Origin of the sequence: Bacillus sp. A01H, assembly GCF_045277205.1 — a bacterium.
Lineage (GTDB): Bacteria > Bacillota > Bacilli > Bacillales > Bacillaceae_G > Bacillus_A > Bacillus_A paranthracis.
Genome location: NZ_CP117702.1, coordinates 3,171,839 through 3,187,662, shown reverse-complemented (window position 1 = coordinate 3,187,662; position 15,824 = coordinate 3,171,839). Strand labels below are relative to the sequence as shown.

Genomic DNA, 15,824 nt, shown 5'->3' with positions numbered 1-15,824 from the left:
GTAGTGCAGTGGATTTATTTATGCTTAGCAATTTTATTTGAGGTAGCAGGTACAACTGCAATGAAACTATCTGATGGATTAACGAAACTTGTACCAAGCATTCTTATTTTTGTATTTTATGTAGTAAGTTTTGCATTTCTGTCATTTGCATTAAAAGGGATGGAAATGTCCGTAGCATATGCGGTGTGGTCAGGTATGGGAATTGTAACGATTACAACAATTGGTTTTATTTATTTTGGAGAAAGTATCAATATAATTAAGATACTAGCAATTCTTTTTATTTTAGTTGGAGTCGTAATATTAAATTTTAATAGTACGGCACATGAAGCGAAGAAAAAAGAAATGGTGGAGGAACGTATACATTGAATCGATTAAAGTATTTTTTCTTTATTACTGATTTTGGGTTTGTTATATATTGGCTCATAACAATTTTTCATATGATTCCGCAAGAATATTTGTTTAAAGATTATGAAGATCCTATTTTAGTAGCGTGGAATTGGTCTTTCCTGCCTCTAGATTTGTTAATCTCGTTAACGGGATTTTTAAGTTTGTATTTGCATTCTAAACAAAAACATACTTGGAGCCACTTTGCATTTCTATCATTAATTTTAACTTTTTGCTCAGGGTTACAAGCTCTAGCATTTTGGACAATTCGTTTAGATTTTGATATGTCTTGGTGGATCCCTAATTTATATTTGTTAGTTTACCCATGCTTCTTTTTTAAAAGTTTTTGGAGAGAGTGTGGATCGTATGAGATTAACACGAGAAAAGAATTCATGTAATATAGATAGCAACTTTAAGCACATTCGAATTCTAGATTTTAAAACATTTCAGTTTCTAGATCCGTTTTTTTCGCCAGCCATACAGCAAAAGTCAAAATGAAGATAGCCGATGATTCCTACGGTAAGGAATCATCGGCTTGTATTATGTATGTTGAGTGAGTTCACGTTTCTGGAATAATTGTAATAGCGATGGTCCGAACCGGAGCCTCTATTTCATCTTTATTTTGGCTATTGTAGTATTTAATCATTAATTCGTTAAGTTCGCTTTGAAATTTTCCAAAGCGTTCTTCATCTAGCTTTAATTCCACTACAGAAAAAGTAGCAGTATCTTCTTGACTGTTTTGTTCCTCTAATTTCTTAAGGTAACTTTGATATTGTGTCATAAGTGATAACTGATAATAGGAAATGTAGTTTAACTTTTCATCATTAGATAATTTTTTCCACTCACTTCCTTCAATTTTTGCATCTTCTTCATTGATTGCGTAATATTTTTCAGAAACAGATTTTACCTTTTTTTCTTTAATTACATGGACGATACCAGAATCAACCATAGTTTGTAGCTGTCTATATAGTGTGGCTTGTGGTACATTTTTAATGATTTTTACCATTTCTAATGGTGTTAGCCCATTTTCCTTATTTCTCATTAACACTTGGCAAATTTTCATTCTTACCGGATGCATTAAAATTTCAACTTTATTACTCATTCGCTCACCTTATTTATCATATATTTTTATTCTCATTATAAATAATGAGAATAATGTTTGCAATTCATTCGTTTATGATTTATCATTATCAATAATGAGAATGAATTTAGGGAGGAATGACAATAATGCAACTACATTATGGATTGAATGATCTTAAAGACATTGATATTATGACTTTTCTACCTATTATATTGCCAGTTATTGCAGTGGGGGCACTTTTAGTTTTTATTGCATTCATTGATTTATACCGACATAGAAAAACAAGAAAAAATGTACTTGTATGGACGTTCATTATTCTTTTCGTTAATGTATTGGGACCTATTTTCTACTTCGTTATAGGGAGAAAGGACAGTGAGAAATTATGAAACTAGAGATTAAAAATGTAACAAAATCATTTAAAGGAAAAACTGCTGTCAATAATTTCTCGATGGAACTGCAAGCGGGGGAATGCGTCGGATTAATTGGACCAAACGGAGCAGGAAAATCTACATTAATAAAAGTAATTTCGGATATTACTAATCCAACTGCTGGTGAAGTTTTATTGAATGGGATAAAAATATCAAAAATGAAAAGTGAAATTGGTTATCTACCTCAATATCCTAATTTTTTTCATTGGATGACAGCGAGAGAAACGCTTATGTTTATGGGCCAACTTTCGGGATTGAATAAAGTAGAATTGTCAAAGTCAATTCCAGAAATTTTAGAGAAAGTTGGACTAAAAGGGGAAGAAAACGAAAAGGTTAGTACATTTTCTGGTGGAATGAAACAACGACTTGGTATTGTACAAGCATTATTGCATAAACCTTCGCTTATTGTCATGGATGAACCGGTATCCGCATTAGATCCAATCGGCCGGCGAGAAGTATTGAATCTGATTGAAGAAATAAAAAAAGATACAACCATTTTATTATCAACCCACATCTTAAGCGATGCAGAAGAAATCTGTGAACGATTTGTCATTATAAAAGATGGAACAAAAATAGAAGACACAACGATTACCGAACTTTTACACCGTAATAGTAAAAATAAATTGATTATTGAAATAACAACTAAAGATCAAAAGTGGATTGAAGTTGTAAAAAAATTACCGTATGTGAAGGACGTAGAAGTGGTTGGGCTTAAAATCAAAGTAAAGGTTGAAAGTATTGAAATAAATAAAAATATGTTACTGCAAAATGCACTCGAACATAAAGTGAACATCGTTAAATTTGAAATGAGCAACGATACTTTAGAAGAAATTTTTTTGAAATTGGTGGTGCAAAAATGAATAACACAATGGTATTGATAAAAAAAGAATATGTTCAAATGTTACGTGATTTTAAGATCATTTGGCTACCAATTGTTTTTATATTTTTAGGCGCGACACAACCGATAGTAACTCATTATTTACCATCAATTCTAGAAGCATTAGGTGGAGGGCAGGGAATTATCATTGATCCAAATATGGCAACACAAAAAGGAGGCGAAGTATTAGCAAGTACTTTGGGATCCCAGTTTGATCAGCTCGGACTTATGATTCTAGTGATATCTATGATGGGTACTATTCAAACAGATAAAGCCAATGGTATGTTGGCTTTTATTTTAACAAGACCCGTTACTGTTACTTCATATGTAGGTGGGAAAATAGTGGCCAACTATTTAATGGTAGTTTGTAGTGTAACAATTGGATACGTTACTTCTTATCTATATGTAAATTCTCTTTTTACTGCCGTTCCATTTGCGCACCTAATTACTGGATTACTATTGTATCTAATTTGGACTCTTTTTATCGTATCTTTCACAACAATGATAAGTACTATTTTTCACAGTCAAGGTATGATTGCATTAATTTCAATTGTTTTCCTTTTAGCCTGTAGAGTAATCGTCGGTTTGAATCCAATAATGGATTTGCTTAATCCAGCAAGTATGAGTAAGTATGCAATGGAAACGTTAGTTACGGGGGGCGTACATTCAAACGCAATAATTACAGGAGTACTAACTATAGTTTGGATCTTATTGACACTCTTCGTAACGTATTATTGGATTGCTAATAAAAAATTTAATGATGAATAACCGTTATGAGGGTAATGGTTTTAAGTAAAACACCCCAACAAGAAAAAGCTTCCACTACTGTGGAAGTTTCTCTAACTGAAAGTGTTGGAAGTACTACGAGAACAGTAGTGCCATATGAATAAGGGACAATAAAAAAATTCTGGATGCAAGAGGATTTTTTTATTGGGAATAGTAAGGAGGAGGGGAGGTGTATTACATATGGGAAAAGGTAGAAGTAATAATGCTGGTAAAAAGCAACCAAATTTCGATGATTCATCTAATTTCGCTAAACAAAGTCAACCGACAGAAAAGAAGAAGAAATAAAAAAAGGAGCTCTCTTTATGAAGAGAGCTCCTTTTTTAGATATATTTATGTTTCAACACAACAGATTGTGTGTTCAATTAAATAGTCATACATGTAAGGTTTAAACTCCTGCTTCCACTACTGTGGAAGCTTCTCTAAATGATGTGCAATATCAATATACATATTAGAGTAAACGGAGTGGATTTCATTACTTGGCGTAGCGTTAGAAGAGAAGTGGACAATTACCATATTCGCTTTCGGATCGATGTAAAGTGTTTGTCCGTAACTACCTAACACTTCAAAAGCACCTTGTTCATTGTGCGGAATCCACCATTGATTATGATAAGAAATGGAAGCTCCAGGGCCAACTGCAAGTTCACCTTCTTGAACATTTTTTATATCTTCAGTAATAGAAGAAGGGAGATTTTGTTTTCCGTTATATTCCCCGTTATTTAATAATAATTGTCCGAATCTCGCCATATCCCTAGCAGTTGCATTTAAACCAGCGCTTGCTTGTTCAACTTTTGTTTCATCTGTTACGTAATACGCGTTTTCTTCCATACCAATTTGAGACCATATGCGCTCACTAACGTTTTCAGCTAATGATTTACCAGTGATCGTTCGAATAATCCAAGCGAGTGTTTCTGCTGATCCGTTATCGTAAGAAAAATCGGAACCAGGCGGTGCAGTTTCTTCTGCTTCTTGTAACATATCATAAATTTTCATGGGACCATCGTAATTTTTACCTCGAGGTAAAATATTGCTTGCCAAGTATAGTTGTGCATCTTGATTTTCTAACGCTGGGTGTTCATAGCCGTGAGTGGGGTATTCCACAGAAACTTGCATGTCCATTAATTGCTGCAGTGTTGCTTTTCCGAACGGTGTATTTTTTAATTCTTTTATATATGTGTCAGCTGTTTTTTCTAAATCAATACGGTTTTCTTCAGCGAGAGATTGTATTATTGCTCCGGTAAATACCTTTGCTAATGACGCCATACCATGCGGTTCGCTCTCGTTATATCCATTGAAATATCGTTCATAAACAAGTTGTCCATTGTGTACAACGACAAACGCATCTGTTTTGTTATCATCTAAAAGTTTTTTTAGAGGAGTTGTATTTCCAAATCTACGCTCTACAGCAAAATCGTCTAAGTTTTGCAATGCGGTAGAGAAGTGAAAAACGTGATCCGGGTTATTTTTCACCTCGTTAATTAAAGTGAATTCTTTCATATGTGTATACGACCAACGTAAGTAGGGATCATCTAGCCAATTTTTTTTCGTCACGTTATTTTTCGATGGAATTGTTTTATTGTGTTTGAAGTATGTAAAACCGAGCCCTGTAATTACAAATATGAATGTGATTATGAGTAAGAGTAGGGGAGATTTTTTTAGTTTCATATCGGTCCCTCCTTTTTATTTCTACTATTAGTATACGCGTCTATTGAAAGAAATACAAAATAAGGAAAGTAAACGGGGAAGTTTACTTTCCTTATTTACGTTAAGCGGATATTTGTCCGTCTGTACGTTGTTTCTTGAATTTTTGTTTTCGCCCGTGTAATCCATAGTATAAAAGTAAAGTGAACGCAACGATAATAGCTGCGATAAAATACATATTATGATAGCTTGATTTCGCTGCGACGATACCTAAAATGAAAGAACCAAAGCCAATACCACTATCAAAGAATGAGAAGTACGTAGCTGTCGCAGAACCACGTCGATGGTTTGGAGCAGCAGAAATCGCAATCGTTTGGAAGCTAGGAATTAATGTTCCATAACCTAAACCGATTAACATACCTGCGCCAAGGAACCAAAATGAAGTTTGTGCTTGGCTTAAAATGAACATCCCAATTGTGAAAATAATAATAGCTGGATAAACAAGTACGTTTTCACCGAAGCGATCAAAAATCTTACCTGTAAATGGACGAGAAATGACAACAACAAGTACATATAAAATAAAGAAGTAACTTGCAATATCAGCTAAACCGAGCTCTTTTGCATAAATAGGAATAAAGGATAAAATACCACTATAAGAAAAGGCTAAAACAAATCCTGTAAGAGCGATTGGAATAGAAGATGGTTCAAGTAAGTCTTTCCATTTCATTTTTTCTCGTTTTTGTTTGCTTACAGGTGCTTCATGCGGAATATTGACAAGTAGTCCTAATAAAAATGCAAGTAATGAAAATACGGAACAAACGATAAATAATACAGTAAACGAAAAATGAGAAATAATTGTTAAACCTAAAAAAGGACCAATTACCATCGGCAGACTCATAAATACGCCGAAATAGGCAAGTGCTTCGCCTCGTCTATGAGCTGGCGCAACATCTGTGACAATCGTACCAGTTGCAGTTGTTGCCATACCGAACCCAATACCATGTAAGAAGCGAAGGGCTAGTAATAAAAATAAACTTTGTGCACCGAAATACATAACGGTAGCGGCTAAAAATAGTGAAAGTGAAATAAATAATATTTTCTTTCTTCCTAAATCATCGAGCCATTTTCCTGTGAATGGTCGACATAAAACAGATGAAATAAGAAAAACAGTTGCAACTAAACCAATTTCCTCAGGTTTTCCTTTTAGGCCGTCTATTACATAGACGGGTAAAGTAGTCATAAGCATATAAAATGTTAAGAAGAGAAATAGACTACTAAAACAAGTTCCGAGGAAATCCTTCGTCCAAAGTTTCTCACTTTGCATGGTCATCCCTCCAAGTTAATCTAAGTTTTTAATAATTTGTTGTAACACTTGAAATGCTTGATGTAAATCATCTTCGTTAATACCTTCTAGCGTCTTTTCTTCAAAAGTATCAACTTCTTCTTGCCATACCGGAATCATTTTTATCGCTGTTTCTGATAAAGAAATGAGCTTCTCACGGCGATCTTTTCCTTCAGTACGAATAATCCATCCCATCGTTTCCATACGTGTTAACGTACGAGTCATCGTTGGTGATTCAACATTTAAATACTGACATAATTCTGTTTGCGTACAAGAACCAGTTTGATTAATACGGAAAATTACAGCCCATTGCGCACTAAATAACCCAGTGGGAGATACGCGTTCATTAAATTTCTTCGTAAACTTGCGAGAAGTCTGGCTGACAATGTGAAAAAAATGTTGTTTTTCGTCCATGTATGTTGATCCTTTCAAATTAGTTACCTAGCTAACTATATACTTTTTTATTATAATTGTCTAGTAATAGACATGTTGATTTATGTAAAAAATTCTTATAGGTTTTATGTTGCGAACGTATATTCTACGTGCTATTCTTTAAGTAAGTAAAGAATTTTCTTTCTATTTAAATAGAATGGGGGAACTTGTGATGATTAAGCCTGCAACAATGAAGTTTGTTTCACTATCGAACGGAGAAACGATTGCGTATCAGGAAGTTGGAAGGCAAAATACAGATATTCTTGTACTTATTCACGGGAACATGACATCGTCACAACACTTTGATTTAGTTATTGAAAAGCTGCAAGATCAATACCATATTTACGCTCTCGATTTAAGGGGATTTGGTCAATCAACGTATAATAAAGCGATAGATTCAATACAAGACTTTGCAGAAGATGTAAAATTATTTATCGACGGGTTAAAACTAAAGAAATTTTCATTAATGGGCTGGTCAATGGGCGGTGGTGTTGCAATGCAATTTACAGCGAGTCACCCAACTTTTGTAGAAAAGTTAATTTTAGTAGAATCAGTGGGCATGAAAGGGTATCCGATTTTTAAAAAGGATATAAACGGGCAACCAATCGTATCAAGCTTAGTAAAGACGAAAGAAGAAATTGCACAAGATCCCGTACAGATTGCACCAGTGTTAGATGCGATAAAAAATATGAATAAATTATATTACCGTACAGTATGGAATTTATTAATATATACACATAATCAACCTGAACCAGACCGTTATGAAAAGTATTTAGACGATATGTTAACGCAACGTAATTTCGTAGATGTGAATTATGCGCTCATTACATTTAATATTTCAGATGAACATAATGGGGTTGTAGAGGGAAGTAAGCAAATTCATCATATTAAAGCGCCAACACTCGTCATACAAGGTGACAGAGATTATGTCGTACCACAAGTAGTCGGTGAGGAGTTAGCAAAACATTTGCCAAATGCAGAGTTGAAGGTATTAGAAGATTGCGGTCATTCGCCGTTTATTGATTGTTTAGATGTATTTATAAAGCATGTAGAGGATTGGTTAGAACAGAAATAATCCCCGAAATGAAAGGTATTGCATATACTATAACATTGTAAGTAAAAGGGGAGATTATCCATGCATCATCCGTTCTTCATTGCGCATTCTCCATATAATCATCATGTGTATACAAAAATGATGATAGCTCCGCTGTATATGCAAGTTTCACCAGTTGTAGTTCCGTTACAAATACAACAGCCACCAATTGTTCATTCGCATCATTATTTGTATGAAACTGCTTTTTATAAACATCCGTATTTCAAGCAATTCCATAACAATGTGAAAGCACAAGTTTGGGAAGGATAAGAAGCTAAAAGATTCATTCTTTTAGCTTCTTTTTTATTGCGAATATTCGTACACGCATTTGCAGAAACAGTTTATAATGAGAAGTGGAAAGCGTGAGAAGGAGAGGGAAAGGGAATGTCGATACGTTTTACTTTTTGGATTATGGTTGGGATTGTAGCAATCTCGGGTTTGTCACAAGGAATGCTTTTACCGGCCATTGCAATGATTTTTGAACAAGAAGGGGTTAGTTCAAGTATTAACGGTATTCATGCGACAGCACTATACATTGGGATATTAGTGATCTCACCGTTTCTTGAAAAACCAATGCAAAAGTTTGGAATGAAGCCAATTATCGTGATTGGTGGGTTTCTCGTTATTATTTCATTATTCTTTTTTACACAAACATTTTCGTTTTGGGTATGGTTTATCCTTAGATTTCTAGTTGGCGTGGGAGATCATATGCTACATGTCGGAACACAAACATGGATTACGACAACATCGGATCCGAGTAAAATAGGTAGACAAGTATCGATATACGGTGTATTTTTCGGAATTGGTTTTGCCGTCGGTCCGTATTTAGCAAGCACAGTTCAGTACGGTCTTGCAACGCCATTTATTATATCTACTATACTTTGTCTAATAGGTTGGCTGTTATTATTACCAACAAAAAATGCATTCCCGGCGCAAGATGAAAGAGAAGTGAAGAGTGAATCATCATTTTCTCGTTATAAACAAGTTGTTGGATTAGGATGGATTGCACTGCTGGGACCACTTGCATATGGCGTACTGGAAGCAATGTTAAACAGTAACTTACCAGTATACGCGCTTCGAAAAGGATGGTCCGTTTCAGAAGTATCCTTCTTATTACCAGCATTTGCAGTTGGGGGCATTATTACACAAATTCCGCTCGGTATATTAAGTGACAAATACGGAAGGGATCGTATTTTAACGTGGACGTTCTGCATAAGTACGGGCATTTTCTTGCTTGCAGCCGTATTTGATCAATATTACTGGATCGTCTTTGCCTGCATGTTGTTAGCGGGTATGGTCATTGGATCGTGCTTCTCGTTAGGACTTGGATTTATGACAGATTTATTACCGAGACACTTATTGCCAGCAGGTAATATATTATCTGGAATTGCCTTTAGTTTAGGAAGTATACTGGGTCCTGTATTAGGAGGCGTATTTATAGAAAAAATACAGTATACAAGCTTTTTTATTGCGGTTATGATTATAATAGGAATTCTCGCAATGTTATATATGATCTACATGAAGAATCAATTCGCATCAAGAAAAATAGAAAGTAGGTTAGGGCATGACAAAACAACCTAATAAAAAGAAATTTGAAGTACTTGAAAACGAAACAATTACAGACTGCTTAGCACGTATGGAACAAGAAGGCTATGCACCGTCTCGCCGCATGGAAGAGCCAATCTTTCATGAGGTGAAGAAAGACGGCAAAACAGTAGTAGAACCGTGCGGTAGAAAGATTGTTTTTGAGGGAAAATTGAAGTAATACAAATAGCAAATTCTCTTTATAGTATAGAGCCATCCAATTCATTTGAGTTGGGTGGATTTTTTTATACTGACCAATGAAAGACTAGGCTAAATGATCTTCATTTGTAAAGGTAGTATGGAGAGGGATTAACTGCATGTAAAAGTAAATGGAAGGATCTTTTTCTTGTTTGTAACTTATTAACGATCTTCACGTTTAGATATTTCAGCGCGTTGAATATAACCATCAGAGAAGCTGAAATAAAGAGAATAGCTTCCTCGATTATATATAAAGCCTTCGCTAGTCATATCCTCTCCGATTAAATCGGGCTCACCAAACCACTCTTTTAATTCATCGATAGAAATATCCATTTTCACCCATATATATCTAGCGTCCCAAGGGTACATATCAATATTATAATCGCCGTATACCGCTATATTAGGTGCATCACATTCTGTACATGGTGCTTTTTTCAAAACATCAGGCACTCCATATTCTTTTTTTACTTCAGATATATCTTTACGCAATGAATTTAATGTAAATGGACCAAACGTTCCATTCTGTAAAGCGGTTGTTAACATTTGTTTCAGTTCTTCTTTTGAATTGATGTTGAAATTATAATTTCTGTTTTTTGCTATTGCATTATAGAAAAATTGTGCATACTGCTCACGCTTCACAAATGTGTTTCCGTTAAAATTACCTGACTCGTCACCTTGTGCTATACGGTTACTACGCAGTGTATTTACAGCTTCATAAGCCCAATGACCTTTTGATACGTCTTTAAATTTTCCTTGTTCTTTTGATTCTAAATGAAATGCTTTTTGTAATATTACTGCCATCTCATATCGAGTTAATACATCATCTGGACGAAATGTACCTGTTCCATCACCTGTCATAATTCCAGCTTGCGCAATGGCTTTAATATCTTTTTCAAACATATGATTTGCAATATCACTAAACATATTTCCTTGTTTATCGTCTACTTTTAAACCTAAATGTCGATTGACTAAAGAAGCTACCTGTCCTCTAGTAACATTGTCGCCAAAACCAAATTTCCCATTTCCATACCCCTTATAAATCCCTGCTGCTGCTAAGTAATCAATAGCATCTTTTGACCAGTGGTCCTTTGGTACATCTGTAAATACAGTGTTCGTATTACTAGCTACCTTATAGCTATTCGTAGTTGTTTGTGCATTAGCTGTGCCTACCATCGTTGTAGTTACTAGTGCTGCAGTGATTACGAATCCGAAAAAATTTTTAGCTTTGCTTGTTTTCTTCCCCATTTGCGCAAGCCTCCCCGGTTTCATTTAACTTTATTAAATATACTCATTACGATGCATGCATTTAATACAACTAAATGCATGCATCGTAATTGTAACATGTAAGTTATAATTATTTGTCATTTATTTCCGTAATGTGGATGGAATTTTGATAATATAACCAAAAATGTGGATAATTGATATTCAGCGTTATTTAATGATGATACATACAGTAAAATGTTCTGTTTTCCATTCTACGATAGAAAACAGAACGTATATTTGGTATAATCGAAATATACTATATGAAACGATGTACATGAGTTTGACATGTATGTATTAAGGTACGTACTACATAACAATAACTACGCTTTATACAAATCAATCGTTAGAAAGGAAAAGAAGTAATGAATCAAATTTCATTTGAAGATTTATTTGAAGAAGAAAACGCGAAAGAAAAGGTGGAGGTAGCTGAAATACCAGTACCTTTATCACCATTGCAAAGAGATATATTGGAATTAATGGATTCTGAAGAAATAAGTGCACTTGAGCTGTGTGAACAATTAATACGAGCTGGAAAAATATCAGATGAAAGATTCACAACGAATAAGCCGAAAGCATATGGAGAAGTATGCTTACTATTAGAAGGATTTGTTAAAGAAGGAAAGCTTATTTTTATTAAAGACGATGAGAAAAGAGATAGAGTTTATAAATTGAATGAAGAAGCTTCTAACATATAAGTTGTCCAGAAGCAAACGAATGTTTTCTAAGAAGAGAGTTCAGTAGTCAAAGAAAAAGGTGGTATCAATCACGAAAGATTGCTACCACCTTTTTCTTTTTTAACATCTTACATATTTACGTTTGAAACCAAGTCTTCCTCTATCAAGTTCTTTCTGAATACTCTCTGCAGCATTTAGCAAACTACTTTTTTTATTATCACGTTTTATTTCAACTATACCAACTTCTTTTGCAATCTCGACTGCTTTTTCGTGTAGTGGTACATAGGAAATTGCTACAGTGTTTAGAAAATTATTCATAGCGGATTTAGTTCGTTCTGGCGAATCATGGATTGTCTTTTTCACCATTTCAAGCATATCGGAAAGTTTGCTTTCAGAAAACTCATCGTCTTTGCGATTTCCTAAAAGCCAGCAGTAGCAACTCCAGCCTGCAGACATTTTAAGCTCTTCACCACTTGCAATCCATTTATCAGCAACTTCTTGAGCGATATTTGATTCGGATAAAGTAACTGCCACCACATAATCAGACAACATATAAAAATACGCTCCGTCTATCCATCGATCAAAATCAGACTCCCTCATAGCTTTCGGGTCCGCAATAATGCCTGCAAAATACATAGCATCGTAGTTGCCTGTGGCATAAAGTTCTTCTGCTAACTCTTGGTTTATTTTTACTTTTTTTGCGATTGGTTTCATAGCACCTGTAGCTACGCCGAAAACTGGTTCCTGCGCACCGTTAGATATGTATATTTTTTTCGTTCGTTCCTTGCCTAGAGCTTCAAGCTCTTGCATAACTGTTTTAAAATCCAAAGCTGTGCACTTCCTTTCTTCATGTAAAAACCATTTTAATTGCGAACAACTAACCTATATTTTTTATCATGTTTTCCATACTTCCTAATTTTAAATCTTATGTGAGTAGGATGTCTACTTTCTATCATTTGTTGATAATTCAGTTAGTGATTTTGAAAATTTAGCTTTTTACATAGAGTTTTAGCAAAAAAAAAACTAATGATTAAAATTTCACTTTAACTTTGACTCTTTCTCGGTATTATCATGTTATTATTTGGTAAGGGGATAAATGGAATGTAAAGTTAAACATGTGAGGTTGGTTATAAATGATGAAGACATTTACGAGAATAGTATTAACTGCAGTGATGCCAATTAGTATGATTATGGGTTGTGAAAATACTGAAAAAACTGAAGCAAAAGAGCCGAAAGCGATACAATCGGAGAAAAAGGATTATACGGATTACTCATATGGAAGCAAAGGTATAGTAGTAAGCGGAAAAGCGAAAGAACGTCAACAATACGAGGTTGGATATATGGATGATAACAAGTTAATTGGGATTGACGAAAATATTGAGGACTGTATTGTGTTAGATAATAAAGATGAAGCAGGTCTTGTTTGGAAGCAAATAGAGCGTGGATCGATTATTGAAGTGCAATATGGTAAGGACCGCAATGATATTGTAGGTGTACAATTAGTAGGAGATCGTGAGCCATACGAAATTAGTGATAAGTTTGATCGAAATACGATAAACGAGATTGTCGAAAATGTTAAAGGGAATTTGTAATAGAAGCTAAAATGAAAAAATATTTAAATTTACTATTAATAAAGTCGATTTCTTATGGAGATAAGAAATCGACTTTATTAATTATCTTTTTTGTAAGTTGTCTTTCCAAATAAAACTCATTTCAATGTAAAAGGTTACATCTATATTATCGCAAGAATGTAAAAATGTTAATATTTTCAAAGAGAAAAGTATAAGGAAACAGCATTTATTTAATAGAGACTTGATAGTTATGAAAAATTATAAACATCCTTCTTGTTGAAGCAAAACAGTAAAAGGTATCCTAATCTATTTTTTGAGAAGTAGTAGTGTGCAAAAGGGGACAAGTTCTTTTGACGGCAATAGCAATTGGTTATAAAATAATGTCTGTTAAGGGATTTTCTAGAAAATATAATTCGCCTTCTGGGGATAAAATGAAAAGGTGGAATAAACATATTTTCATACATAGTAGATTCATAGTCTTTTACGAATGAGAAAATAAAGGGAGGTTGAGATATTTACACGGATAGTGTAGGTATCGATTACAGCAATGAATATAAAAAAACGAGTAATCGCACTAGCAACAAGTCTAGTAATGTTAGGGAGTGCACCTTTATCAATATCAGCAGAAGAGATAAATAAATCTCATACTGACCAGCTTCGTATTGCACAAGGGGAGCGTGGAACGAGCGGATTACGTTATTCTGATTTCAATCTAGAAACTCCAGATCACATGCAAATTAATGAAGCAGAAGTATCAGAGAACGAGGAAATTCTTCTAGAAGAATATAAGCATAAACATGATGAAACAGAAGAGTTACATAAAATGAAAGAAGCGAAAAAAGGTGAAGTAGCAGAAGATGAAGCCATTTCAAATATTGAAAAGGCATTTGAACATGTAGACGGTCGAAATGATGGTTCTACTCGCGAAATGAAGCCGGTTGAAAAGCGAAGAGCTATTCAGTATAGCGCATCGATGACTACGAAGAAATATGGAACACTTGCAGGTGTCCCGTTTGTAGAGTGGATTGTTCCAGCAGGAAATCCTGATATTCGCCCTGCAAATCCGATGAAAGCACGCTACATTACAATTCACGAGACTGCAAACACTGCCCGTGGTGCAAATGCTGAAAATCATGCTAAATATTTGTATAAACAAGCAACGGAAGGTACGTTCCGAACAGCTTCATGGCATTTTACTGTAGACGATAAACAAATTTATCAACACTTACCAACAAATGAAAACGGTTGGCATGCAGGAGATGGCGATGGTTCCGGAAATAGAGAATCAATCGGTATCGAGATTGCGGTTAACCAAGATGGAGATTACAATAAAGCGCTAGAGAATGCAAAGAGACTTGCAGGTTATTTAATGAACAAAGAAGGTATTAGTGCGGACCACATTTATAGGCATCAACAATGGAGCGGGAAAAACTGTCCTGATATTTTAATTTCTCGTGGGAATTGGACTGGCTTCGTACAAGGGATTCAATGGTATGCAAATGTTAACGCACAAATTGATTCGCCTTTACAAGAAAGAAATGAGCTATTTGATTCAAATGAATATAATCCAGCTGAACCTAATATGGAGCTTGTAGTGAATGGTGATGGTATAAACGTACGTAGTGGTTCGGGACTTGAACATCATATCGTTCGTAAAGCTTCAAACGGAGATCGTTACAAAGTGTTAGCAGTTAAAAATGGTTGGTATAAAGTAGGTAACGATGAGTGGATTTTCTATAACCCAAGTTGGATTAAAATAAACTATAATATACCACATAAAGAAGTACAAAAACCAAAAGATGATATTACAGGTGGATGGTTTGAAGGGAACATTCGTAAGTTGAATAGCCTAGGAATTATGAACGGTGAAGGAAATGGTGTATTTGCGCCTTATCGTAATGTTACGAGAGCTGAGTTTGCAACATTAATCTCAAATGCTCTAAAGCTACCAGAAGGAAATAAGTCATTTGTAGATATTAACAAAGCGCATCCATCACTTCATAGCGGCATTAAACGTAGTGCAAGTGCAGGAATTATTAACGGTCGTGGCGGCGGGATTTTTGATCCTACCGCATCTATCACTCGTGAAGAAGCATCGATCATGATTGACAACGCATTACAGTATAAAGGTGTTACAGGTAAACTAGTCGCATTACCATTTACAGATCAACATCTAATCACATACAAACAACATGTTCAACGATTATACAGTTTAAAGGTAGTTACAGGTGTTGGAAATAATGTGTTTAATCCGAAAGGGACAGCAACCCGTGGTGAAGCAGCTGCCTTTTTAGTAAAGATGTTAGATGCAAGTCAAAAATAGAAAGAATGATAAAGGAGCTATCCAAAATGAGAATTTGGAACAGCTCCTTTTTATATAAGCCCTTATTAAGCCCCTTGCAAGCCCCTTATAAGCACCTACCAAGTAATAAATCACTAAGAAAAAACAAAACAAAAACAACTACAAGAACAA

General features: G+C 34.7%; 18 protein-coding genes. 12 read left to right on the top strand and 6 right to left on the bottom strand.

The window, feature by feature from the left end:
- The first annotated feature begins 3 nt into the window (after nucleotides 1-3).
- Together PSR14_RS16800 and PSR14_RS16795 are read left to right on the top strand one after the other, a co-directional pair.
- Nucleotides 4-366 (top strand): multidrug efflux SMR transporter, encoded by a 363-nt coding sequence (locus PSR14_RS16800; protein ID WP_001198606.1) that lies wholly within the window; start codon nucleotides 4-6, stop codon nucleotides 364-366.
- Entirely contained in the window at nucleotides 363-782 is a 420-nt protein-coding gene (locus PSR14_RS16795) for a DUF5360 family protein (RefSeq protein ID WP_001080894.1), read from the top strand. Before PSR14_RS16800 ends, PSR14_RS16795 begins: the two co-directional genes overlap by 4 nt.
- Nucleotides 783-943: 161 nt before the next feature.
- On the opposite strand, the gene PSR14_RS16790 is transcribed toward PSR14_RS16795, so the two are convergent.
- Nucleotides 944-1,486, bottom strand: coding sequence for a transcriptional regulator (locus PSR14_RS16790; RefSeq protein ID WP_000066860.1), 543 nt, complete (start codon nucleotides 1,484-1,486; stop codon nucleotides 944-946).
- Nucleotides 1,487-1,611: 125 nt separating this feature from the next.
- On the opposite strand from PSR14_RS16790, the gene PSR14_RS16785 reads away from it, so the two are divergent.
- Genes PSR14_RS16785 through PSR14_RS16775 form a run of 3 tightly spaced genes read left to right on the top strand, consistent with a single transcriptional unit; the run spans nucleotide 1,612 to nucleotide 3,538 of the window.
- The gene (locus PSR14_RS16785; RefSeq protein WP_001175969.1) at nucleotides 1,612-1,851 is read left to right on the top strand and encodes a PLD nuclease N-terminal domain-containing protein; all 240 of its coding nucleotides are present in this window, start codon (nucleotides 1,612-1,614) and stop codon (nucleotides 1,849-1,851) included.
- Complete coding sequence (locus tag PSR14_RS16780; protein WP_098487327.1) at nucleotides 1,848-2,753, top strand: ABC transporter ATP-binding protein; 906 nt, start codon at nucleotides 1,848-1,850, stop codon at nucleotides 2,751-2,753. The genes PSR14_RS16785 and PSR14_RS16780 overlap by 4 nt, the downstream gene beginning before the upstream one ends.
- Entirely contained in the window at nucleotides 2,750-3,538 is a 789-nt protein-coding gene (locus PSR14_RS16775; protein ID WP_098487326.1) for an ABC transporter permease subunit, read from the top strand. Before PSR14_RS16780 ends, PSR14_RS16775 begins: the two co-directional genes overlap by 4 nt.
- 420 nt (nucleotides 3,539-3,958) lie before the next feature.
- Here the strand turns inward: PSR14_RS16775 and PSR14_RS16770 are convergent, their stop codons facing one another.
- The 3 genes from PSR14_RS16770 to PSR14_RS16760 form a co-directional block, all read right to left on the bottom strand.
- Nucleotides 3,959-5,218: a serine hydrolase gene (locus tag PSR14_RS16770; protein ID WP_098487325.1), complete on the bottom strand. Its 1,260-nt coding sequence runs from the start codon at nucleotides 5,216-5,218 to the stop codon at nucleotides 3,959-3,961.
- Between the two features lie 100 nt (nucleotides 5,219-5,318).
- The gene (locus tag PSR14_RS16765; RefSeq protein ID WP_406644036.1) at nucleotides 5,319-6,518 is read right to left on the bottom strand and encodes an MFS transporter; all 1,200 of its coding nucleotides are present in this window, start codon (nucleotides 6,516-6,518) and stop codon (nucleotides 5,319-5,321) included.
- A 15-nt stretch (nucleotides 6,519-6,533) separates the two neighbouring features.
- Nucleotides 6,534-6,950 carry a MarR family winged helix-turn-helix transcriptional regulator gene (locus PSR14_RS16760; RefSeq protein ID WP_000343680.1) on the bottom strand — a complete coding sequence of 139 codons (417 nt, stop codon included), beginning with the start codon at nucleotides 6,948-6,950 and terminating at the stop codon, nucleotides 6,534-6,536.
- Nucleotides 6,951-7,125: 175 nt separating this feature from the next.
- On the opposite strand from PSR14_RS16760, the gene PSR14_RS16755 reads away from it, so the two are divergent.
- The 4 genes from PSR14_RS16755 (at nucleotide 7,126) to PSR14_RS16740 (ending at nucleotide 9,826) form a co-directional block, all read left to right on the top strand.
- Nucleotides 7,126-8,043, top strand: a complete 918-nt coding sequence (locus tag PSR14_RS16755) for an alpha/beta fold hydrolase (RefSeq protein ID WP_113732809.1) — start codon at nucleotides 7,126-7,128, stop codon at nucleotides 8,041-8,043.
- A 60-nt stretch (nucleotides 8,044-8,103) separates the two neighbouring features.
- Entirely contained in the window at nucleotides 8,104-8,331 is a 228-nt protein-coding gene (locus tag PSR14_RS16750) for a hypothetical protein (protein ID WP_000546480.1), read from the top strand.
- A gap of 114 nt (nucleotides 8,332-8,445) precedes the next feature.
- The gene (locus PSR14_RS16745; RefSeq protein ID WP_000027642.1) at nucleotides 8,446-9,642 is read left to right on the top strand and encodes an MFS transporter; all 1,197 of its coding nucleotides are present in this window, start codon (nucleotides 8,446-8,448) and stop codon (nucleotides 9,640-9,642) included.
- Nucleotides 9,626-9,826 carry an NETI motif-containing protein gene (locus PSR14_RS16740; protein WP_000166303.1) on the top strand — a complete coding sequence of 67 codons (201 nt, stop codon included), beginning with the start codon at nucleotides 9,626-9,628 and terminating at the stop codon, nucleotides 9,824-9,826. Before PSR14_RS16745 ends, PSR14_RS16740 begins: the two co-directional genes overlap by 17 nt.
- A 179-nt stretch (nucleotides 9,827-10,005) precedes the next feature.
- Here the strand turns inward: PSR14_RS16740 and PSR14_RS16735 are convergent, their stop codons facing one another.
- A complete protein-coding gene (locus PSR14_RS16735) occupies nucleotides 10,006-11,088 on the bottom strand; it encodes an S-layer homology domain-containing protein (protein WP_073540987.1) in 1,083 nt (360 codons plus the stop codon).
- 380 nt (nucleotides 11,089-11,468) lie between these two features.
- Here PSR14_RS16735 and PSR14_RS16730 point away from each other — a divergent pair, with 380 nt between their 5' ends.
- Nucleotides 11,469-11,801 (top strand): DUF3895 domain-containing protein, encoded by a 333-nt coding sequence (locus PSR14_RS16730; RefSeq protein WP_001071911.1) that lies wholly within the window; start codon nucleotides 11,469-11,471, stop codon nucleotides 11,799-11,801.
- A gap of 99 nt (nucleotides 11,802-11,900) precedes the next feature.
- On the opposite strand, the gene PSR14_RS16725 is transcribed toward PSR14_RS16730, so the two are convergent.
- Complete coding sequence (locus tag PSR14_RS16725; protein WP_000346346.1) at nucleotides 11,901-12,608, bottom strand: DNA alkylation repair protein; 708 nt, start codon at nucleotides 12,606-12,608, stop codon at nucleotides 11,901-11,903.
- A gap of 305 nt (nucleotides 12,609-12,913) precedes the next feature.
- Between PSR14_RS16725 and PSR14_RS16720 the strand changes: the two genes are divergently transcribed.
- Nucleotides 12,914-13,372, top strand: a complete 459-nt coding sequence (locus PSR14_RS16720; RefSeq protein ID WP_000978300.1) for a hypothetical protein — start codon at nucleotides 12,914-12,916, stop codon at nucleotides 13,370-13,372.
- A gap of 526 nt (nucleotides 13,373-13,898) precedes the next feature.
- The gene (locus tag PSR14_RS16715; protein ID WP_073540983.1) at nucleotides 13,899-15,674 is read left to right on the top strand and encodes an S-layer homology domain-containing protein; all 1,776 of its coding nucleotides are present in this window, start codon (nucleotides 13,899-13,901) and stop codon (nucleotides 15,672-15,674) included.
- The last annotated feature ends 150 nt before the right edge of the window (nucleotides 15,675-15,824 follow it).